This is a genomic window from Corallococcus macrosporus DSM 14697 (assembly GCF_002305895.1).
Lineage (GTDB): Bacteria > Myxococcota > Myxococcia > Myxococcales > Myxococcaceae > Myxococcus > Myxococcus macrosporus.
Genome location: NZ_CP022203.1, coordinates 6,379,705 through 6,400,861, shown reverse-complemented (window position 1 = coordinate 6,400,861; position 21,157 = coordinate 6,379,705). Strand labels below are relative to the sequence as shown.

Annotated in this window: 14 protein-coding genes; 10 read left to right on the top strand and 4 right to left on the bottom strand. The window is 70.6% G+C overall.

What is annotated here, in order from left to right; all coding sequences use genetic code 11:
• Positions 1 to 8: 8 nt before the first annotated feature.
• The gene (locus MYMAC_RS25555; protein ID WP_095959982.1) at positions 9 to 1,181 is read right to left on the bottom strand and encodes a tetratricopeptide repeat protein; all 1,173 of its coding nucleotides are present in this window, start codon (positions 1,179 to 1,181) and stop codon (positions 9 to 11) included.
• A 197-nt stretch (positions 1,182 to 1,378) separates the two neighbouring features.
• On the opposite strand from MYMAC_RS25555, the gene xth reads away from it, so the two are divergent.
• From xth to MYMAC_RS25510, 9 genes are all read left to right on the top strand, one after another.
• Positions 1,379 to 2,149, top strand: coding sequence for an exodeoxyribonuclease III (gene xth, locus MYMAC_RS25550; protein ID WP_095959981.1), 771 nt, complete (start codon positions 1,379 to 1,381; stop codon positions 2,147 to 2,149).
• Positions 2,150 to 2,196: 47 nt separating this feature from the next.
• On the top strand, positions 2,197 to 2,397 hold the full coding sequence (locus MYMAC_RS25545; protein ID WP_095959980.1) for a hypothetical protein: 201 nt from the start codon (positions 2,197 to 2,199) through the stop codon (positions 2,395 to 2,397).
• Between the two features lie 81 nt (positions 2,398 to 2,478).
• Positions 2,479 to 5,028, top strand: coding sequence for a serine/threonine-protein kinase (locus MYMAC_RS25540; protein ID WP_095959979.1), 2,550 nt, complete (start codon positions 2,479 to 2,481; stop codon positions 5,026 to 5,028).
• Positions 5,029 to 5,187: 159 nt separating this feature from the next.
• Positions 5,188 to 6,861 (top strand): DUF1800 domain-containing protein, encoded by a 1,674-nt coding sequence (locus MYMAC_RS25535; protein WP_095959978.1) that lies wholly within the window; start codon positions 5,188 to 5,190, stop codon positions 6,859 to 6,861.
• Positions 6,862 to 6,864: 3 nt separating this feature from the next.
• A complete protein-coding gene (locus MYMAC_RS25530) occupies positions 6,865 to 8,409 on the top strand; it encodes a DUF1501 domain-containing protein (protein ID WP_095959977.1) in 1,545 nt (514 codons plus the stop codon).
• Positions 8,410 to 8,615: 206 nt separating this feature from the next.
• Positions 8,616 to 10,649: a hypothetical protein gene (locus MYMAC_RS25525; protein ID WP_239989011.1), complete on the top strand. Its 2,034-nt coding sequence runs from the start codon at positions 8,616 to 8,618 to the stop codon at positions 10,647 to 10,649.
• Positions 10,650 to 10,730: 81 nt separating this feature from the next.
• Entirely contained in the window at positions 10,731 to 12,425 is a 1,695-nt protein-coding gene (locus MYMAC_RS25520) for an MBL fold metallo-hydrolase (protein WP_095959975.1), read from the top strand.
• Positions 12,425 to 13,846, top strand: coding sequence for an aKG-HExxH-type peptide beta-hydroxylase (locus MYMAC_RS25515; protein ID WP_095959974.1), 1,422 nt, complete (start codon positions 12,425 to 12,427; stop codon positions 13,844 to 13,846). The genes MYMAC_RS25520 and MYMAC_RS25515 overlap by 1 nt, the downstream gene beginning before the upstream one ends.
• Positions 13,843 to 15,348, top strand: a complete 1,506-nt coding sequence (locus tag MYMAC_RS25510; RefSeq protein ID WP_095959973.1) for a radical SAM protein — start codon at positions 13,843 to 13,845, stop codon at positions 15,346 to 15,348. Before MYMAC_RS25515 ends, MYMAC_RS25510 begins: the two co-directional genes overlap by 4 nt.
• A 30-nt stretch (positions 15,349 to 15,378) precedes the next feature.
• Here the strand turns inward: MYMAC_RS25510 and MYMAC_RS25505 are convergent, their stop codons facing one another.
• Both MYMAC_RS25505 and MYMAC_RS25500 read right to left on the bottom strand, forming a co-directional pair.
• Positions 15,379 to 16,179 (bottom strand): glycosyltransferase family 9 protein, encoded by an 801-nt coding sequence (locus MYMAC_RS25505; protein WP_013941732.1) that lies wholly within the window; start codon positions 16,177 to 16,179, stop codon positions 15,379 to 15,381.
• A gap of 250 nt (positions 16,180 to 16,429) precedes the next feature.
• Entirely contained in the window at positions 16,430 to 16,630 is a 201-nt protein-coding gene (locus tag MYMAC_RS25500) for a hypothetical protein (protein ID WP_013941731.1), read from the bottom strand.
• 273 nt (positions 16,631 to 16,903) lie between these two features.
• On the opposite strand from MYMAC_RS25500, the gene MYMAC_RS25495 reads away from it, so the two are divergent.
• Complete coding sequence (locus MYMAC_RS25495) at positions 16,904 to 19,327, top strand: ABC transporter permease (RefSeq protein ID WP_095961682.1); 2,424 nt, start codon at positions 16,904 to 16,906, stop codon at positions 19,325 to 19,327.
• A 4-nt stretch (positions 19,328 to 19,331) separates the two neighbouring features.
• On the opposite strand, the gene MYMAC_RS25490 is transcribed toward MYMAC_RS25495, so the two are convergent.
• Positions 19,332 to 21,089, bottom strand: coding sequence for an ABC transporter ATP-binding protein (locus tag MYMAC_RS25490; RefSeq protein WP_095959972.1), 1,758 nt, complete (start codon positions 21,087 to 21,089; stop codon positions 19,332 to 19,334).
• Between the last annotated feature and the right edge of the window lie 68 nt (positions 21,090 to 21,157).

Genomic DNA, 21,157 nt, shown 5'->3' with positions numbered 1-21,157 from the left:
GGAAGGCGCTACCGGGGAGCGGACGCCTCACCCCCGGTGGGGCGGGCCTGCCCACGCTGGGGCTGGGCACCCGCGATGTCCGCGTGAGCCATGCGGCGCATCCGGTCCGCGTTGACGCGGGCCTGGACGTAGCGGGGTGACAGGTGCATGGCCGCGGCGTAGGCGGACCGGGCGTGCTCCTGCTGTCCCAGCCGCTCGTGGGCCACGCCCAGGTTGTTGTGCACGTAGGCCACGTGCGGGAGCAGCGCCGCCGCCCGGGTGAGCACGTCCGCGGCCTTCTGGTTCTCACCCGCGCGCAGGTACGTGAGGCCCAGGTTGTTGAGCGCGTAGCCGTGCTCCGGGTGGAGGTGCACGGCCTGCTGGAAGCGCAGCATCGCCTTCGCCAGCTCACCGCTCGCCAGGTGGGCGCGCCCGAGCACCTGGTAGGCCTCCACGTACTCCGGGTCGCGCACCACGGCCTCCTCGCCCGCTTCCACCGCTTCGGTGTGGCGGCCCAGGGACACCAGCAGCCGGGCCTGTCGCACCAGGGGGCGGGCATCCAGCGGGAGCAGGCGGCCGAGCCAGGCCTGGGCGCGCACGGCCAGGTCCAGCCGCCCGGTGAGCCCGGCGAGCTCCGCGGCCAGCGCCACGGCGGCCACGTCCTCGGGGGCGTCATGAATGGCGCGGCGGCACTCGGTGAGGGCGCCCGACAGGTCATCCCAGTCGCGCAGCAGGTGGGCCCGGCTCAGGTGGTCCACGCTGCGGCCATGCGTGTGGGGCAGCGCGAGCGTCGCATCCGGCTCGCTGCCCAGGCCTCCCGCTTCCGGTTTGGCGGACGTGTCGGGTGCGGTGTCGTTGTCCGGAGGGGCGCCGCGGGAATCCTCCGCGCCGGGGACGGCTCCCAGGCCGGCGGAGGCGGGCGCGAGGTGCACCTCGCGCGGCGTGGCACGGACACCCCGCGTCCCCCCTGTCCCCGAATCGGGAGCGGACACGTCGATGACGATGCGGGGACCGGTGGCCTCCGGCGCCGCCTGCTGCTCCGCGTCCAGCCACGCGGTGAGCGCCGGGGGCAGCGGCGCGTCTGCCCAGGCCGCCACCAGTCCGAGCGCCACAATGCCCACTGGCACCAGCGCGCGTCGCAGGACGGTGGGCACGGGGAGTCCGGCGAGGAGCGTGGGCTTCTTCGGGGTGTCCTGGCGCATGGCGGCGACCTCGACTGCTGGCGGAGGGCCCGGAACGGGGACTCCGGGGAGCCGGATGCCAGGCCCCCACCCGGCGTCATTGCGACTGGCGTGCCACGTCTGCTCCCAGAGGGGCAGAGGGGGCTGTGTGGCCTCCTGGCCACAGGGCCGGGGAAAAGCATGGCGGCGGGCGCGGGCGGCGTGCGACGGTCCGCGCGATGAAGATCGCCACCTGGAACGTGAACTCGGTGCGAGCCCGGCAGGAGCGGCTGCTCGCCTGGTTGAAGAAGGCCCAGCCGGACGTCCTCTGCCTGCAGGAGCTCAAGTGCGTGGACGAGGACTTCCCCCTGGAGGCCGTGCGCGAGCTGGGCTACCACGCCGCGGTCCACGGGCAGAAGACGTACAACGGCGTCGCCATCCTCGCGAAGGAGGAGCCGAAGGACGTGGTGAAGGGCCTGTCCGACGGCGTGGATGATTCACACGCGCGCCTCATCGCGGCCACGGTGGGCGGCATCCGCGTGGTGAGCGCGTACGCGCCCAACGGCCAGTCGGTGGACTCGCCGCAGTACCAGTACAAGCTGGAGTGGTACGGCCGGCTGCGGCGCTACCTGGACGCGCGCCACAAGCCCGACGAGCCCCTGGTGCTGGGCGGCGACTGGAACGTGGCGCCCGAGGACCTCGACACGTACGACCCGAAGCTGTGGGAGGGCCAGACGCTCTTCACGCTGAAGGAGCGGGACGCGCTCCAGCACCTGGGCGCCTTCGGGCTGTCGGATGCCTTCCGCAAGCTGCACCCGGGCGTGCAGAAGTTCACCTGGTGGGACTACCGCATGCTCGGCTTCCCGAAGAACCTGGGCCTGCGCATCGACCACCTCTACGTCACGGCCCCCCTGGCCGAGCGGCTGACGGTGGTGGACGTGGACCGCGAGGAGCGCAAGGGCAAGCAGCCCTCGGACCACGCGCCCGTGTGGCTCGAGCTGCGCGACTGAGCCGCGGCACGCGCCGGGATTCGTGCGATGCTCCGGGGGCGAAGGCCATGACGACGCCCCCACCCGAATCGCTGCCGTTTCCCGGCAGCCTCTGCCACCGATGCGCCGCGCCGCCTCGCTACGTCCAGTCCCGGACCACCACCTTCATCCTCTGCCCGCTGCTGCCCCAGAAGTACCCGCCGCAGCCGGTCCGCGCGTGCGCGCTCTTCAAGCCGAGGCCTCCCGAGCCACCGCCAGCGGCGCCCTGAGCTTGGGCGCGAAATCCAGAGAATCCAAGGCGCGTCCCGAATGCCGGGCGTCCCGAGTCACGGCAGGGTAGATTCCGGGCCGTGTCCGAGGAGAAAAAACCGAGCGCGCCACCCGAGGGGGCCGACGCGACGCTGCTCTCCGCGCAGCCGCGTGTCGCCATCACGGACGAGGCGGAGGGCGCGCGGTTCGCGGGGCGTTACGTCCTGGAGGCGCTGGCCGGTCGCGGTGGCATGGGCGCGGTGTATCGCGCGCGGGACACGCTGGTGGGCGACGTGGTGGCGTTGAAGCTGCTGGAGCTGGGCGCTTCGCCGGCGCCGGAGTGGTTGGAGCGCTTCCGCCGCGAGGTCCGCCTGGCCCGGCGCATCACCCACCGGCACGTGGCGCGGACCTTCGACCTGGGCGAGCACGCGGGCCGCCTCTACCTGACCATGGAGTACGTGGAGGGGGAGAGCCTCCAGTCGCTGATGGAGCGCGAGGGCGCGGTGCCGCCGGCGCGCGCGGCGCGGCTGGTCCTGGCGCTGTGCGAAGGGCTGGCCGCGGCGCACGCGGCGGGCGTGGTGCACCGGGATTTGAAGCCGGCCAACGTGCTGGTGGAGCCGCGGGGCCGCGTGGTGCTCACCGACTTCGGCATCGCCCGGGCGGTGGCGGGCGAGGCGGCCTCGCGCACGCAGGGCCTGGTGGGCACGCCCATGTACATGGCGCCCGAGCAGTTGGAGAGCGGCGAGGTGGACGCTCGCGCCGACCTCTACGCCACGGGCCTGGTGCTCTACCAGTTGCTGACGGGCACGCCGCCCTTCACCGGCGACTCGCCCATGGCGGTGGCGGTGGCCCGGCTGCGGCATCCTCCGCCAGACCCCCGCCTGCTCGCGGCGGTGCCGGACGCGCTGGCGGAGCTGGTGCTCTCATGCCTGTCGCGGGAGCCCTCCGGGCGTCCCCAGGACGCGGCCTGCGTGGCGGACGCGCTGCGGCGGTGGCTGGGCTCCGTCGGGGAGTCTCTGGAGCCCGAGCATGGCCATTCCCACGGCACGCATCCCGGGACGCGAGGGCACGCCGCGGGTGACGGCACGTCCACGCCGAGGTCCGGCGGGGCCTCCCAGGTTTCCGGGGCGGTGACGCCCGCGACTGGCACCCAGGGCTCGTCGACGCCAGGGCCCAGCGGTGCCGGCCACGTCTCGATGTCGTCGGGCGCGATGGTGTCTCGCACGACGCCTCGGACGCCGCCGCGCGCGGGTGAGCAGTCGCTGGCGGTGCTGCCGCTCCGTTTCATGGGGACGCGGGAGCAGGAGTTCCTGGGCGACGGCGTGACGGAGGCGCTCATCGACGTGTTGTCGAGGACGCGTGGCCTCCGGGTGCAGAGCAGCGGGGCCACGGAGCGCTTCCGGCACGAGCGGGACCCTCGCGTCGCCGCGCGCGAGCTGGGGGTGGAGCTGGTGGTGGATGGCTCGCTCCAGGCCGCGGGCAAGACGGTGCGCGTGACGCTGCGGGTGGTGGAGGGCGCGTCCGGCACGCAGCTGTGGAGCGGCCGTTTCGACGACGCGGATGAGGACCCGTTCCAGCTCCAGGACCGGCTGGGACAGCGGCTGGCGGAGGCCCTGCGTGGTGAGCTGGCCATCCTGGCCTACCGCGCCACGGTGCCGGCGGAGGCGCTGGCCCTCTACCGGCAGGTGCTCTCCCGGATGTCCGCCCCCTCGATGCCGCGCGAGCTGAAGGACGAGGTCATCACGCCGCTCGAGCAGCTTCACGAAGCGGTGCCTGACTTCCCGCACGCGGCGGCGCACCACGCGGTGGCGACGCTCCGGGCGGGCTTCATCCACGCGCTGCAAGACGACAACGACGTCGACTGGGCCGCGCTGGCGCGGACGAGCCTGGAGCGCGCCCGGCACGTGGCGCCGGAGCTCCTGGAGACGAAGCTGGCCACGGCCATCCTGGCCACCCGGGAGGGCCGCTGGCGGGACGCGGTGGTGGCCTTGCGCGCGGCGTTGGACGCGGCGCCCACCTTCGCGCCGGCGCTCCAGCTCCTCGGCAACCTCCAGTGCGAGGCGGGGCGCGTGGACGAGGGCATGCCGCGCTTGAAGCTGGCCTATGCGCTGGAGCCGGGCATGGCCATCGGCCTGGTCGAGGTGGCGCGGTGCAGCGCCTTGCGTGGCGATGAGGCGACCTACCAGTGGTGCCTGGAGCGCCTGCGCAGCCTGCCCCTGCTGAGCATGCCGGTGCTCATCCTCCGCATGCGGGTGTCCGCCTGGAAGGGGGACCTGGACGACGTGCGCCAGTGCCGGGCCGCGCTGAACGAAGACCCGAGTCACATGGCCTTCCACGTGGCCAACTACTGCACGATGGCGCTGGGCGAGGTGTCGGTGGAGTCCGCGCAGTCCATCCTGGATGGCTTGCTCAGCCGGCAGGTGGACACGCGCTTCGCGTCGATGCTGTGTCAGCTCGCGGCGGAGTTGATGTGTCTCCGGGGCGCGCCCGCCGAAGCGCTGCGCTACGTGCACCAGGCGGCGGACGTGGCGCTCATCGACCTGGAGTGGATGGACCGGTGCCCGGTGCTGACGCCCCTGCGCGCGCAGCCGGGGTTCGCGGACGCGCGGCGCAAGGTGCGCTCCCGGGTGGAGGCCATCTGGTCCGCGTGAGCGCCCGCGGTGAGACATGACAGGTCTCCCGCCGCGCCAGGTCTGAGCCGCCTTGTCGGGTATTTGAAGTTATTCTGCTTTTTCTGTTATCTCCCGTGCTGATGAGGCGCGTGCGGGTGCCGCCCAGGCGCCGCCGCTTCGTCCTGGAGGCCATTCCCCATGCTTCGACGTCTCACCCTAGCGATGGCCGTGTGCGTGACCGCGTGCGCACCGGAAGACAGTCCCCCGGAGGCGGTGGAGAGCGAGGTCCTCGGTCAGCGGGAGCAGGCCGCCGAGCCGCTGGAGACGCCCTCGGAGGCCAACGCCATCCGCTTCCTCGAGCAGTCGACCTTCGGGCCGAAGCTCGCGTGGGGCGCGAGCCCGCTGCCCATCGACACGGTGGAGTCGGTGATGGCGCGCGGCATCTCCGCCTCCATCACCGCGCAGCTCAACGCCGCCCGCTCCACCTATACCGGTGAGCTGGGGGCGCCGGACCTCGGCTCCCAGTTCTTCACCCATGCCATTGAGGGGAGGGACCAGTTGCGGCAGCGGGTGTCGTTCGCGCTGAGCCAGCTCTTCGTCGTCTCCCAGAACGGCATCCCCAACCTCGCGTCCACGCCGGAGTCGGAGCCGAGGCTGGCGATGGCGGGCTACCTCAACACGCTCTCCGCCAATGCCTTTGGCAACTTCCGCGACCTGCTGGAGGCCATCACGCTGAACCCCGCCATGGGCACGTACCTGGACATGGCGAACAACAAGGCCTACCTGGCGAATGGCACGGCCGTGGCGCCCAACGAGAACTACGCGCGGGAGATGCTCCAGCTCTTCACGCTGGGGCTCCACAAGCTCAACGAGGACGGCACGGAGCGGACGGACGCCGAGGGCGCGCCGATTCCGGCGTACACGGAGGCCCACGTCCAGGCCTTCGCCCATGCGCTCTCCGGGTGGACCTATGCCAACGAGAACGGCTGCCCCGACCGGGGCCGCTCGAACCCGGCCAGCTACGGGCAGCGGATGATTGGCTGCAACGTGAACCATGACTCGAGCTCGCAGCTCCTGCTGCGGGGCCAGCGCACGACGGCGGGGGGCGGCGTCAAGGCGCACCTGAACGAGGCCTTGGACAACGTCTTCGCCGACCCGAACCTCCCGCCCTTCATCTGCAAGCAGCTCATCCAGCACCTGGTCACCAGCAACCCGCGCCCTGGGTACGTCCGGCGCGTGGTCAACGTCTTCAAGGACAACGGCAGCGGCGTGCGCGGCGACCTGGGCGCGGTGGTCCGCGCGATTCTGGAGGATGACGACGCGCGCGGGCCGTCCGTTCTCCCGGGACAGCGCGCCAACTACGGACACCTGCGCTCGCCCGCGTTGTTCGTCACCACGCTCGTCCGCTGGCTCAACGGCACGCTGGACACGGCGGGCGGAACCAAGGACCCCGGCGCGAAGCTGAACAGTTGGAGCAGCGCCATGGGCCAGTCGGTGCCCCGGCCTCCCTCCGTCTTCAGCTACTACCCGCCGAACGCCCCCGCGCCGGGGGGCAACGGGCTGCTGGGCCCCGAGTTCGCCATCCTCGACACGGCCACGGTGACGGCCCGCGCCAACTTCGTGCATGAGCTCCTCTACGCGAACACGCCGGCCAACGCGGGCGTCATGGTGGACGTGAGCGTGCTCCCGGCCGACGCCAGCGCGCTGGTGGTCTGGCTGGGCCGCTACTGGCTCCACGCCTCGATGTCGTCGAGCCTGCAGACGCTCGTCCACGGGGCCATCACCGATGCTCGCGCGGGGGACTCGACGCGCCAGCGCAAGCTGGCCGTCTATCTCACGTCGCTCTCACCCGAGTTCCAGATTCAGAGGTAGCCCATGTCCTTCTCGAGACGACAGTTCCTTCGTGGTACGTCCAGCGGTCTGGGGCTCCTCGCCGCGTCGTCCGCGCTGCCGCGCTGGCTGGTGGGCGAGGCGCAGGCGGCCTCCCTCGGCGGTTACGCGGGCTATCGCGCGGCGGTCTGCGTGTTCCTGCTGGGCGGCAATGACGCCAACAACGTCCTGGTCCCGCTCGGGTCCACGCCCTACTCGCACTACCGCGCCGCGCGGCCGAACATCGGCATCCCCCAGGGGGACCTGCTGCCCATCAGCCCGGAAGGGCTGGCCGCGAACGCCTATGGGCTCCACCCCTCGCTGCAGAAGGTGCGGGCCCTCTTCGACCAGGGGCGCGCCGCGCTCGTCTGCAACGTGGGGCCGCTGGTCCTCCCCATGAAGAAGGCGGAGTACACGTCGGGCGCCACCGCCCGCCCGGACAACCTGTACTCCCACAGCGACCAGCAGGACGCCTGGGCGAGCGCCATCGCGAACCCGTCCACCGCGGGGCTGCCCCTGGCGCTCGTGGGCAAGGCCACGGGGTGGGGCGGCCGCATGGCGGACATGATTCATGGCCTCAACGCCGGGGAGTATCCCGAGGTCGTGTCGTTCGGGGGCAAGCCCCTCTTCGCGGCGGGGGCCTCGCGGCAGCCGATGATGGTCCCCGCCAACGGCACGCTCGCCTTCCGGGAGAACGGCTCCGCGAGCTTCAACGCGCTCCAGACCGAGGCGCTCGCGGAGGTGCTGGGCATCTCGAACGGCGTCACGCTGGAGGCGTCCTACGCGGGCATCTTCACGCAGGCCAAGACGTTCGCCCTGGCTCGGGCCGAGGCCCGTGATGCGGCGTGGAACGCGCTCCCGCTCCAGACGCGCAATGCCATTGACGCGTTGTTCATTCCCCCCTCCGGCGTGACGGGCTGGTCGCTGCTCCCGCAGCTCCAGAACGTGCTGCGGGACCTCGTCGCGGGCGCGACGTCCGCGGCGGGCGGAGGCCTGGGGCTGCGGCGTCAGGCGTTCTCCGTGGGGCTGGGCGGCTTCGACACCCACGTGGGGCAGCTCACCACGCACGAAGCCCTGCTTGCCCAGCTCGACTCCTCGCTGGATGCCTTCCACCGGGCGGTGGCGCTCCTGCGCGAGTCCGGCGTCTTCGGCGCCACGCCTCCGCAGGCCACGCTCTTCACCATGAGCGACTTCAGCCGCACGATGGTGGAGAACTCCGACCGGGGCACGGACCACGCCTGGGGTGGCCACGCCATCGTCATTGGCGAGCAGGTCCAGGGCGGCCGACTGTACGGCACGTACCCCAGCCTGGACCTGGCCGCCAACGGCGCGAACAACCCCGATACCACGGACTCGCGCGGGCGCTGGATTCCCACGCTGTCGGTGGACCAGTACGCCTATTCCCTGGCGTATTGGCTGGGCGCGACGGCGGCCACCGAGCGCGACTACGTGTGTCCGAACCTCGCGACCTACGTCGCCGCGGCGACAGCGGGTGGCTTCCCCGCCGCCGCGCGCAGATACCGCATCCCCTCGCTGCTGGGCGCGACGTAGTCCCTCGTCATGGTGCCGGCGCGCTGGTTGTCGCGCCGGCACCGCGGTGTTGATGGATGTGTCAATACGAATGGAGGAATTCGCGTTTTTACATGGAGTGGGGGTCTAAATTGATTTCACATGATTGCTCGGAGAGGTGATTGACCCTGAGCTTCTCGCTCGGGCACGCTTTGCATTCATTCGCCAGCGTTGCTCGGAGGAAGCCCGTGTCTGTCCAGATTCCAGGAACGCCCATCCGGCCCACGCAAGCGCTGCTGGACGAGGCCATTGCCGCGGCGAACGCCGCCCTGGAACAGCTTCCCGCGGCGGAGTTGTTGGCCTCCACGGGGGCGGGCGTGGGCGTGGTGGACTCTCCGGCGGCGGCCACGCTGGTCCTCCTCTCGCTGGGTGAGTCCAAGGGGCTCTGGCACGAGCTGGTGTTTTCCTGTGTGGAGCGGTTGCGCGCCAGCCGCGCCTCGACGGGCCTCTGGCGCTTCTCACCGGATGCGGTCGCGCCTGCGACGGGAGAGTCGGCGCGTGCGCTGGTGGCGCTCCGCCAATGGAACGTCACGCTGGACGCGCCTTCCTCGCTGGAGGCGCTCCTGTCCAGCGACGGCGTCGCGGCTGGCGAGGACGTCGCCACGAACGCGGACCTCCTGCTCCTGGCGGCGCACGAAGGGCGGGCGCTGCCGGAGCGCGCCGCGTGGGTCTCCGAGCAGCTTCGCGCCCGGGGGCTGCTGGGCTGCACGGGCGGTCAGCCCGCTGCTTCGCCCTTCCTGCTGGGCTACCTGCTGACGCGTTGGGTGCGCAGCGCGGGGGACCACTGGCAGCTCGCAGTCCCGCTCCGGAACGAGCTCATCACGCTCTGGGAGAAGGGCGAGGTGCTCGGCGCGGTGAACATCGCCCTGGCGATGAGCGCGCTGATGAACCTGGGGCGCCCCACGGACGTCAACCTCTTCGAGCGGACGCTGGATGCCATGGCGTCCGTGCTGCTGGGCGTGCAGAGCGAGGAGGGGCTCTGGCCGGTGGCCCCGCTGTACGAGTCCGGAGAGGTCGTCTACGGCTCGCTCGAGGCGTCCGCGGCGCTGTGTGTCGAAGCGCTGGCGCGTTACGCCCGAATCGCGCGCATCGCGGCGGACCGGACCGACAACTTCCTCCCGGGGGCGCTGCCGGCCCGGTCGGGCACCTGGAAGGAGACGCTGGCGGCCTTCGACAAGGATTATCCGCCCGCGTTGTTCGCGCCCGAGGCTCGGGAGCGCCTGCTCGCGCTGGGCGAATGGCTGCCCGCGGCGCTGGAGGGCGATGGCGGGTTCGAGGTCCGGCTGCTGGAGGGCACGCCGCGCGTGGACTTCATCCTGGGCATCAAGCACGACGGCCAGGCGCTGCTCGCTGGCGAGCATCCCCACGCTTCGCTGCCAGCGCCCTTGTTCGACGCGCCCGAGTGGCGGCGCATTCGTGACTTCGCGCGCGGGTGGTCCGAGCCGGACGGGCTGCTCGACAGGGAGGTCGACGCGTTCTGGCTGGAGTTCGACCTGGACGCGCCCGTCGCCTCGCCGCCGCTGCCCATCGTCTTCCTCTGCACCCGGGACCAGCCTGTCGCCGTCAGCGAGGCCCTGCACAGGCAGAAGTCGGAGACCTACCGTGCGACGCTCCACGCGGGGCTCCCGCTCCTGCGAGGCGATGACGCGCCGCTCACACCCGAGCTTCAGCGGGAGATGGATGTCTGTATCAACGCGCTGCCTCCCGGCGCGCACCTCTACGCGGCCTGCGTGATGATGTCTCGCCGGAGCAAGAACCTGCGTTTCACGCTGAAGAACGTGCCGCCAGAGCGCATCGTGTCCTACCTGGAAGCCGTGGCGTGGCCAGGTGACTTTCAGCAGCTTCGAGACACCCTCGCGTGGGTGCTTCCGCTCGGCGTCAACCGCTTCATGCTCAACCTGGACCTGTCGCCGCGGTTGCTGCCGACGCTGGGGCTCGAGTGCTCGTTCCAGGGGCGCGCGCAGCCCTCCGAGGAGCCCCGGTGGCAGCTCCTGCTCGACGCGCTCGTGACGCGGGGACTCTGCGCACCCGCGCGCCGTGACGCGCTGCTCGCCTGGCCGGGGCGCACCCAAATCCAGCTCCCGGCTGGCTCGGCCGTGCGTGAGAGTGTCTTCGACAAGCGGCTCGCGCACGTCAAGCTGGGGTTGACGGGGGCGCCGCTGATTGAAGCCAAGGCCTATCTGGCCACCCATCGCACGTCCGAAACCCTCCGCGCGCGCTGAGCCTCCCTCCCGTGGCCTGGAATTGACGCTGAGGGACACGGATTGATACGTTCAGTTCTCGATATTCGGAATGGGCGGGCTGTGCGGACTTTCATCGAGCATCTGGGGCACACGTCCTTTGCCATTCACCGCGGTCCCCTGAGGATTCTCATCGACCCGGTGCTCGTCTCACGGGAGCTGGATTTCCGGCAGCCCGCGTGCCCCGCGTGGTTCTTCGATGACCTGGCGTCGGTCAACGCGGTCTTCTTCTCCCACGCGCACGACGACCATCTCCATCCGCCCAGCCTGTTGGGCCTGCGCGAGGATGTCGCCCTGTATTTCCTCGACAGGCCGAAGCCAGGCGGTGCGCCCGGCTCCAGCGCGCGAGAGATTCTCACCGCGCTGGGCTTCCGCAACCTCCACCCGTACCTGGAGGGGGACGTCATCGAGTTGGGCGAGGACGTGCGCATCCACGCCCTGCCCGCGCAATGCTCGGGGGAGGGCGAAGAGCAATGCGCCTTGCTGCTGGAGACGCCGGACGTGCTGGCGTTGGACGCGGTGGATGTGACGGATTCACCCCGGACCCGCGAGGCGCTGGAGCCCTTCCGGGGCCGGGTGGACGTGGCCTTCGTCCCCACGGGGGCCTCGGTCCAGTGGCAGGGGTTCTGGAATCAACTGGACCCGGTGGGCGCGCTCGCGCTGTGTGAGTGGTTGAAGCCCGCGCGCATCGCCACCTGCGGTGGGACGCTGTCCATGGCGGGGCGGCCGCGGGAGGACCGCCTGGAGCGCTATCCCGTGGACCGGGCGCATTGGATGGCCGCCGCGGTGACGCGCGCGCAGGGCGCGGCGCTCCTGCCCTGGAAGCCCCCGTATCGGCTCGTCTACGCGCAGCACGACCTGGAGCGCTGCGCGCTGTTCCAGCCCGGCCGCCGGTTCGAGCCGGCGCGGGGGCAGCGGCGTCCCCAGGCGCTGTTGACGACCTTCTTCACGGGCTATCACCCCAGCAAACCCAATCAGCGCTGGGGATGGGGAGACAATGACCTCGCGCGGTGGCTGGAGCCCTTCGAGGCCATCCGGGAGGTGCTGCGCGCCTCCACGCGCGACCTGAGCTACCTGCTGGAGCGGTGCCAGGCGTCCGTCAACAAGACCCCGGCGGCGGTCCTGGCGCCCCGGACGCTCCGCTACCTCGTGGAGGGAAAGGCCTTCGCGCTCGCGGCGCGGCTCGTGGCGCTCCTCCCGTCGAAGGTCGCCGAGCCCGCCGACCTGGACGCTGGCTACTTCGCCGCGGTGGAGGCGCTGCTCCAGGGCGAGCCGGCGCTCACCGACGCGCAGCGGGAGGACCTGGCCGCCTGCCATTGGCTGGACCGGGGGCTGTTCCACCTGCAATGCATGTCACGCCGGCTGAAGGAGCTGGCCCGCCGCGACGAGCGCACCGAGGCGCTCCGCGCGAGCCACCTGTCGGTGCTGCGCGACAGCCTCACCCAGCGCCGCCCGGTGTTGGGCCCCTACCACCTGCGTGTCACGCGAGACCTGGCGCGGCTGCTCGACGCGCGCGAGCCGTCACCGGAGACCGCCGAGGTGCTCTGTTACGCGAGCGCGGCGGGCATCCGCTATCAGCCGCTGTCCACGCTCGAGGCGCTCCTGCTGGACCAATGCGACGGCCGCACGGTCTCCGAGATGGTGGGCGACGTGAGCGAGGCCCTCTCCCTGCCTCCCGACGACGTCCAGTCCGCCATCTTCACGTTCCTGTCCCACCTGACGCACGAGTCTCCGTTGGTGCTCGACTGGAGTCACTGATGCAATTCCAAGAGGCCTTCACGTTCCCGACGCCGTTGTCTCCCGAGACAGAGGCCTCGGCGCGCGAGCTGCTGCGGACGCAGCAGATGGGGCAGCTCGACCTGCTCATCGGTTGGGTCCAGCAGCCGGAGCGGCTCGGGAAGCTGGGGGGATGTGCCACGGAGCTCCAGTCGCTGCTCTCCGAGGCCTTTGAGCTGGTCGAGCGCGCGCCGGCGCTGGCGCGGGAGTTCCTGGAGCACTGGAGTACGCCGGTGCTGCTCGGACGTCTGCTGGGGCCCGCCGCCATCAGCCCCAGCGCGTTGCAGCACCTGCTGGGCAACCTGGCGTCCCTGCTCATCGTCCAGCGGCTGCGGGGAGAGGTCAGCCACGGCGAGGCCTTCTTCGTGACGCCGCGGGCGCTCTACTGCCTGCCCCGGGGTGAGCAGCTCGACGTGCGCGTCCCCGGCGAGGGGCGCATCACGTGGCACTTCTCGGGCGCCCAGTGCCTGGTCACCGCCGAGGGGGAGGCGGGCCCCGGGCTCCGCATCCCGCTGCCGTTGACGGTGGATGCGCCCGTGCGCCTCCAGCCGCTCCCCTGGTCGGAGTCCTGGAAGGTGCCGGTGCTGGAAGACAGCGAGCTGCTCGGCATCACCGGCCGGAGAGAGCGCGCGGGCATCCCGGATGACGGGAGCAGCGGCACCTGGCGGCCCATGCCCCTGCTGCGCAGCGCGGAGGAGGCGTTCCACATCCTCGGGGAGCTGTGGCCGGAGGTGCTGGACTGGGCCCGCGTGCTGCTCCCCGCGCTCGTCGACATGGGGGGGCCGGAGAACCGCAGCGTGCGCTGCTCGTCCTCGTATGGGGCCGGCACGCCCGTCTTCCTGACGCGGGTGGCGAACGGCCTGGAGCACGCGGAGGACCTGGTCCACGAACTGCAGCACGAGCGCATGTACCTGCTGCTCGACCCCCGCGTCTTCGGGCGGTGGGATGACTCGCGTCCCGAGTTCGTCTCCGCCTACCGGACCGACCCGCGCCCCCTCCGGGGCCTGCACCTGGGGCTGCACTCCTTCCTGGCGGTGAACCGGCTCCGCCTGCTGGCGCTGGACAGGCCCGAGTTCCAGCAGCGGGAGTGGCGCTTCCAGTTGCTCAAGTCGCACCGCTGCAACCTGCTGTCCTTCCGCACCCTCCTGGACTTCGAGCGCCCCACGCCCGAGGGGCGCGCGCTCCTGGCGCAGATGGCCGTGGCCCTGAGCGAGCAGCACCCGCTCATCGAGCGGGTCGCGGACGCGGACATGGACCAGGCCTTCGAGGCCTGGATGAAGAACCACTTCTCGCGCGTGGCCGCCAGCGGCCCTGTGGTGAACCACGCGGAGATCTACATGGACTGGCGCGAGGCGGCTGTGCTCGCGGCCGGCTACCCCCAGCACGTCGGAGCTGCCTCATGAGAGTCCCTGGGTTGCGTTATCGCGACGAGTGGCTGCCCAACTTCTTCCCCGCGAAGCAGGTGGGCCCCGACCACTTCGTGCGGCTGTCCCGGACGGGCGCCATGCAGCTCCTGTCCGCGGCGGAGAATGCCCAGCTCGACGAAATCTCCATGGACGAGGCCCTGTTCGAGCGGCTCGAGCACACCAGCCACGTCATCACCGCGCGGAACTCCTCGCGGGTGATGGAGGACCTCAAGCTCTGGCATGACCGGACCTACGCGGGGCCGGGGCTCCACATCATCGTGCTGTCGAAGCGGTGCAACCTCAACTGCACCTACTGCCACATGAACCCGGAGAGCATCTCCGCGGAGTCCAAGCGCTTCGACATGCAGCCCGACGTCGCGGACGCCATCATCCGCTTCGCGCTCGGCTCTCCGGCCCCTTTCCTCGGCTTCGAGTTCCAGGGCGGTGAGCCCTTCCTGAACTTCGAGGGCATGAAGTACTTCGTCGCCGAGGCCCGCAGGCAGAACGAGGCCGTGGGCAAGCGGCTGCGCTTCTCCGTGGTGAGCAACCTCATGGTCGCCACCGACGAGCACATCGCGTACTGCAAGGAGAACCGCATCAACGTGTCGTATTCGTTGAACGGCCCCGAGGACATCCACGACTCCTTCCGCGTCACGCGGAGCGGGGCGGGCAGCTATCGCAAGGTCATGGAGCGGCTGGCGCACTTCCGTGACCGCTACCCCGGGGTGCTCAGCGCGTCGCCCCTGTGCGTGGTGGGTGCGTCCAACGCGAAGGAGCTGCGGCGCACCATCGACTTCTACCATGGGGAGGGTTTCAAGGACCTCGCCATCCTGAAGCTCAAGGCCCTGGGCAACGCGCGCAAGGAGAAGCTGCCCTTCGACATCCAGGACTTCCTCCGCTACTACCTGGACGCGCTCGACTACATCTACGAGAAGAACCGCCGGGAGAACGAGAACTACTCCGAGCGGGTGGTCCGCGTCGTGCTGGCCAAGATTCTCCAAAACACGGACACGGGCTTCGTGGACTGGCGCAACCCCGTCGGAGACTTCGGCTCGGCCATCACCTATGACCACGATGGCGAAATCCTGCCGTCGGACGAAGCCCGCTCGATGCGCTCGGAGTTCGGGCTGGGCAATGTGAAGGACACGACCTATGACGCGCTCATCCGGAACAAGGCCACGTTCCGCTCCATGAACCTGTCGTTGAGGGATCGCGACCCGGAGTGCCGCGAGTGCGCCTTCAATCCCTACTGCGGCGTGCTGCCCGTGCTGGACTACGCCCGGACCGGAGACGCGACGCCGCGCCCGCATGCCTCCGAGGAGTGCCTGCAGACCTTGGCGGTCGTGGAGTGGGTCCTGCGCAAGCTCGTGGAGGACCCCATCCCCCTGCTGCGGATGATGCCGGGCATGGACGCCGCGCTGGTGAAGATGGCCAATGGCCTGTCGGAGGGGGACGCGCTGGAGGCCCCGCCGCCGCTGCTGAGCGTGCAGAGCGGGTGATTGCGCCGGGGCCTGCGCCCTCGCCGCCGCTCAGGCGGGGCGCAGCCGGCCGGCGGCCAGGTCCGTGAGCGCACCGAGGACCGCGTCCTCGGTGAGGTCGTCCATGCTCCCGTTCCCGGTGAGCTCGCGGAAGGCCGGGGTGAGCCGGAAGCCCCACTGCGAGGGGGACGTCGGTCCGAACAGGCCCACGGACGGGAGCCGGAAGAAGTCCGCCGCGTGCAGCATGCACGAGTCGATACCGAGGAAGCCGTCGCATGCGCCCAGCAGCGCCATGGCGGCCTCGAGCGGCGCGCCTTGCGCGGCGAGCACGCGGTTCCCGTGGACCATGGGCTCCAGCTCCGTGGCGCCGTAGTCCACGTTGAGCACCAGCCATTCGGGATGACGTTCGAGGAAGGCATCCAGCACGGCGCGGTAGCGGGCGACGGGCCACTGCTTCCGGGAGCCCGTCTCTGTGTGGAGCGCGAGCACCCGGGCCCCCTTGGGGACGCTGTCGCGAAAGCTCCTGGCCGCCGCGGTGGTCTCGGCCGTCAGCACGGGGGCCTGGGCGAAGTCCTCCAGCCGCAGGGTGGGGACCAGCCGCTGCGCCAGCGCGAAGAGCCGGTCCAACATGTGCTGGGTCTCCTCACCCCGGACCCACTGCTTGTAACGGCGATACAGGCCCACCGTTTCGGTGGTCGGCGGAAACCCCTCGAGCAGCGCCGAGACACCCGTCGCATGCCAGGTATTGAAACAGATGAACAGGTCGCAGGTGCCGACCGCCTGCTGGAGCGTCTCCGCGTCGATGCTTCGCTCCGTGCCCTGCGTCGTCGCCCGCACCTCGTGAACCTTCATGAGCCCGAGTTCTTGATAGAAGAACAGGCTTGAATCACCTGGTGCGCCCACCAGTCTGATTTGACCCGGGTACATCTGACTCAGGGCTCGCAGGGCGGGAAGGGCGAGGAGCCGGTCTCCAATCCCATTCAGGAGAAACACGACAGGGGCTTGGACCGAGCGGAGTTCCTGGTGCATGGAGGGGACGTCCTTGCGTCAAGACAACCTGCTCCCCGGTGCCCTGGGATGGGAACCGGGGAGCAGAGACCTGCTAGAACCAGCCGTCAGACGTGTGGCTGGTGTGATCCTGCGGCTCCTTGACGACGACCGCGCCCGCGCGAGCGGAGAGCGTGGCGAAGTCGCCACGGCCCAGGATCATGCTCAGCTGGCCGCGGAGCGCGTCCACCTTCGCGGGATCCAGTTGCTTGAACGTCACCACCTCGGGCTTCAGAACGATGTTGCTCTCGACCATGAGGAACTCCAGGGGAGGTGAAACAAACACACGAACGGCACGTACCCTGCGCCGCACGCGCCGAGCCTGACGCCAGTTGATGCCCCTGGCTCGGATCTCCGAGAGTACGGCGAACCTCGAACCCATGTCCAGGCTCAGACATGTTTTTGATGAAATGTCTGTTAGCCTTGAAATTTCACGGACTTGGATGCGTTGCGCGGCCAGCGTGAGCATTCGTGGAGATGCGCGTCGCCGAGCCACACGCCGCATGGCATGCTCTCGCGCGAGAGGGCCATGGATACGATTCGTCAGGACATCCGGTTTGGCGCCAGGTTGTTGAGCAAGAGCCCCACGTTCACCCTGGTCGCGATGTTGACGCTGGCGCTGGGGATTGGGGCGAGCACGACGATTTTCAGTGTCGTCAACTCCATCTGGCTGCAGCCCATGCGTTTCCCGCATGAGGACCGTCTGGTGATGGTGTGGGATTCGCTGCCCAAGGCGGGGGTCGAGCGGAGCGAGACCTCGCTGGCGACGCTGGCGGACTGGACGGCGCAGGCGGGCGTCTTCGAGCACGTGGCGGGGATTGTCCCGCGGAGCTTGAACCTGGGGGGCGCGCTGCAGCCGGAGCGGCTCCAGGCGTACCGGGTTGGCGCCGCGTTGTTCCCCGCGCTGGAGGCGAGGCCCACGTTGGGCAGGGCCTTCTCCGAGGAAGAGGACCGCGTGGGGGGTGAGGCGGTGGTGGTGCTCTCGGACGGGCTGTGGCGGCGCCGGTTCGGCGGCGCGCCCTCCGTGCTGGGTGAGTCCGTGACGCTGGACGGCGAGCCCTACACGGTCGTGGGCGTGATGCCGAAGGGCTTCGACTTCCCGCCAGGCGCAGAAGCCTGGGTGCCGCTCGCGCCGACGCAGGCGGAGCTGGACGCCCGCGGGGACCGGAAGGTGCGGGTGGTGGGCCGCCTCAAGCCCGGCTTCACCATGGCCACGGCGGAGGACGCGCTGCGGGTCCTCGCGGGGCGGCTCGCCGAGCGGTATCCCGACACGGACTCGGAGCGCACCGTGCAGCTCACGTCCGTGCGCGAGGCCTACCTGGGGCCCTTGAGGCCGCTGCTCATCACGCTGGGAGGCGCGGTGGGCTTCGTGCTGCTCATCGGCTGCGCGAACGTCGCCAGCCTGCTCCTGGCGCGCGCGGCGGCCCGGCGGAAGGAGCTGGCCATCCGCGGGGCGCTGGGGGCGAGCCCGACACGCCTGATGGTCCAGGCGCTGACGGAGAGCGTCCTGCTGTCGCTCCTGGGCGGGGGCCTGGGTGTCCTGGGCGCGCTGTGGGGCACGCACATGATTGCCACCATGCTGCCGCCCGGCCTGGCGGAGCGCCTGCCCGGGTGGCAGTCCATCCAGGTGGATGGCGGGGCGCTGCTGTTCTGCGTCGCGCTGTCGGCCATCACCGGCGTGGTGTTCGGCCTGGCGCCCGCGTTCCAGATGTCGCGGCAGAACCCGCTGGAGGCGATGCGAGAGGGGGCGGGCGCCACGGTGGGCCGCAAGAGCATCCGCTCGGCCCTGGTGACGGCGGAGGTGGCCCTGGCCCTGATGCTGGTGGTGGGCGCGAGCCTGATGCTTCGAAGCCTGTACCGGCTTCAGGGGACCTCCCCCGGCTTCGCCGCCGAGCGCGTGTTCTACTTCGACGTGACGCTGCCGGAGACCCGGTATCCGACGGACGCCGAGCGCGCCCGCTTCTTCCATGCGCTGCAGGAGCGGCTGTCCTCCATGCCGGGCGCGCAGGCCGTCTCCGCCGCCAGCCTGCCCCCCATCAGCCGCCGCAGCCAGAGCTCGAACATCTACCCGGACGGTCAGCCCAAGCCGCTGCCCGGGCAGTTGCCCGAGGCCAGCCAGCGCGTCATCTCCCCTGGCTATTTCCGGACCATGGGCATCCCGTTGCACGAGGGGCGCGACTTCAACGCGTTGGACGCGGAGGAGGCACCCCGGGTCGCGTTGATCAACTCCGCGCTGGCGCGGCGCTTCTGGCCCGGGGAGTCGCCGCTGGGCAAGCGCTTCTTCGCGGGCGGCGCGGAGCCGTGGGAGGTCATTGGCGTGGTGGGGGACGTCCGGACGCTGTGGCGCGGGCAGGTGCGCTCATCCGTGCCGGAGTTCTACCTGCCGCTGTCCCAGGCCCCGCGTGACGCGATGGTGATGATGGTGGCGGTGGGCGGGGTGGGGACCACGGCGTCGTCGCTGGTGCCGGGCCTGCGTGAGGCCATGGCCTCGTTGGACCCCGAGCAGCCCCCGCCCGCGCCGCGGCCCCTGGAGGCGCTCATCGCGGAGTCGTTCGGCTCGCGGCACCTGCTGGCCGCGCTGCTGGGGTTCTTCGCGTGCGTGGCGCTGCTGCTGGCGGCCGGAGGCGTCTACGGCATCATGGCCTACTCCGTCACCCAGCGGCGGACGGAGATTGGCGTGCGCATGGCGCTGGGCGCGCGCGAGGCGAGCATCTTCTGGCTGATCCTGAAGCAGGCGCTGCGGCTCGCCGGGCTGGGGGTCGTCATCGGCTCCGTGCTGGCGCTGGTCCTGGCGCGTGGCCTGTCGAAGCTGCTCTTCGAGGTCAGCCCCGCGGACCCGCTCGTCTTCCTCGGGACGGCGGCCGTGCTGCTGCTCGTGGCGTTGGTGGCGGGCTACGTGCCCGCCTGGCGCGCCGCGCGCGTGCCGCCCAGCATGGCCATGCGCGAGGAGTGAGGGCTCAGGCGGCGATGAACTGCCGCTCCACGAGGCGCTTGTAGAGGCCATCCTGGGTGATGAGCGCCTCGTGGTTTCCGTGCTGGACGACGCGGCCGTGGTCCAGCACGAAGATGCGGTCGACGCCCGCCACGGTGGAGAGCCGGTGGGCGATGATGAGGGTGGTGCGCCCCACCATGAGCCGGTCCAGGGCCTCCTTGACCAGGTGCTCGCTCTCCGAGTCCAGCGCGCTGGTGGCCTCGTCCAGGATGAGCAGCCGCGGGTCCTTGAGGACCGCGCGGGCGATGGCGACGCGCTGCTTCTGGCCGCCTGAGAGCTGGATGCCCCGCTCGCCCACGCGCGTGCGGTAGCCTTCTGGAAACTCGCTCACGAAGTCATGGGCATTGGCGATGCGCGCCGCGGCCTCCACCTCCGCGTCGGTGGCGCTGGTGCGCCCGTAGCGGATGTTGTCGGCGATGCTCCCCGAGAAGAGCGTGGGCTCCTGCGACACGATGCCGATGTGCTGCCGGAGCCAGCGGACGTCGAGCGTGCGCAGGTCCATCCCATCCAGGAGGATGGCGCCTTGCTCCGGGTCGTAGAAGCGCATCAACAGCGAAGCGACCGTGGACTTGCCCGCGCCCGAGTGCCCCACCAGCGCCACGACGGACCCAGGCGCGACGTCCAGGTCCAGGCCCTGGAGGACGGGCACGTCCCGGCGCGAGGGGTAGCTGAACCGGACGTCGCGGAAGCGCAGGCGGCCCTCCAGGTGCGCGGGCTGCTCGCCTCCGCTGACGGGGATGGCGGGCGCGCGGTCGATGAGCTCGAAGACGCGCTCGGTGGCGCCTCCCGCCTTCATGAACTCGGCCCACAGCTCGCTCAGCGCGCTGACGGCCATGACGACCATCAGCGTGTACATCAGGAAGGAGGTGAGCCCTCCCACCGTGATGTCGCCCTTCACGACCATGTGCGCGCCATACCAGAAGACGAGCAGGGACGACGCCAGGCCGGTGAAGCCCGTGCCGCCCATGAAGACGCCCGAGGAGACGATTCTCGTGCGCGCCAGGGCCAGGGCCTTGCCGATGGCGCGCCCGTAGCTCTGGCGCTCCGCGCCCTCGGCCACGAAGGCCTGGACGGTGTGGATGCCATAGAGCGACTCGGCGGCGACCTCGTTGGCCTCGGCCACCGCGGCCTGGGCGTCTCGCGCGAGCTGGCGCGCCTGCCGGCCGTAGAACAGCGCCCCCAGCGTCACGGGGGGGACGACCGCCAGCATGACGAGCGTCAGCTTGGGCGAGGTGTAGAGCAGCAACGCCAGCCCGCCAATCAGCGTGGTCGCGTTGCGGAGCATGATGGCGATGTGCGTGCTGACGGCGCCCTGGATGAGCGCGGTGTCCGTGGACAGCCGGCTGGTGAGGCCGCCCGTGCGGTGCTGGTCGAAGAAGGCAATCTCCTGCTCCAGCAAGCTGCGGTACAGGCGCTCCCGCAGGTTGCTGACGATGCGCTCACCCGCGAGGTTGTAGAAGGAGAAGCGCAGCCCGATGGCCACCGACTGGATGAAACACACGCCCAGCATCCACAGGGTGGTGTCGTTCACCTTGCTGAGCGTGGCGGTGCTCAAGGCCTCGTCGAGGATGACGCGGATGGCCTGGGGAAAGAGCAGGCCTCCCGCGCTCCCGATGAAGAGGAAGACCGTCCCGAGCAGGAGCAGTCTCCACTCCGGACGCGCGAGGGCGAGGACTCGACGAAGGGATGCGTGACGAGGAGGCGGCGTCTGATTCGAGCCCATTTCACACAGGCTAGTCCAGATACGGCCAAAGTTGTAAACCCACCAAAACAGGTGACGCGGGTGGAGGG

Excerpts from the sequence above, each read along its gene's own strand:
- MYMAC_RS25555 (WP_095959982.1), bottom strand. The coding sequence starts at position 1,181 with ATGCGCCAGGACACCCCGAAGAAGCCCACGCTCCTCGCCGGACTCCCC.
- xth (WP_095959981.1), top strand. The coding sequence starts at position 1,379 with ATGAAGATCGCCACCTGGAACGTGAACTCGGTGCGAGCCCGGCAGGAG.
- MYMAC_RS25545 (WP_095959980.1), top strand. The coding sequence starts at position 2,197 with ATGACGACGCCCCCACCCGAATCGCTGCCGTTTCCCGGCAGCCTCTGC.
- MYMAC_RS25535 (WP_095959978.1), top strand. The coding sequence starts at position 5,188 with ATGCTTCGACGTCTCACCCTAGCGATGGCCGTGTGCGTGACCGCGTGC.
- MYMAC_RS25530 (WP_095959977.1), top strand. The coding sequence starts at position 6,865 with ATGTCCTTCTCGAGACGACAGTTCCTTCGTGGTACGTCCAGCGGTCTG.
- MYMAC_RS25515 (WP_095959974.1), top strand. The coding sequence starts at position 12,425 with ATGCAATTCCAAGAGGCCTTCACGTTCCCGACGCCGTTGTCTCCCGAG.
- MYMAC_RS25510 (WP_095959973.1), top strand. The coding sequence starts at position 13,843 with ATGAGAGTCCCTGGGTTGCGTTATCGCGACGAGTGGCTGCCCAACTTC.
- MYMAC_RS25505 (WP_013941732.1), bottom strand. The coding sequence starts at position 16,179 with ATGAAGGTTCACGAGGTGCGGGCGACGACGCAGGGCACGGAGCGAAGC.
- MYMAC_RS25500 (WP_013941731.1), bottom strand. The coding sequence starts at position 16,630 with ATGGTCGAGAGCAACATCGTTCTGAAGCCCGAGGTGGTGACGTTCAAG.
- MYMAC_RS25495 (WP_095961682.1), top strand. The coding sequence starts at position 16,904 with ATGGATACGATTCGTCAGGACATCCGGTTTGGCGCCAGGTTGTTGAGC.
- MYMAC_RS25490 (WP_095959972.1), bottom strand. The coding sequence starts at position 21,089 with ATGGGCTCGAATCAGACGCCGCCTCCTCGTCACGCATCCCTTCGTCGA.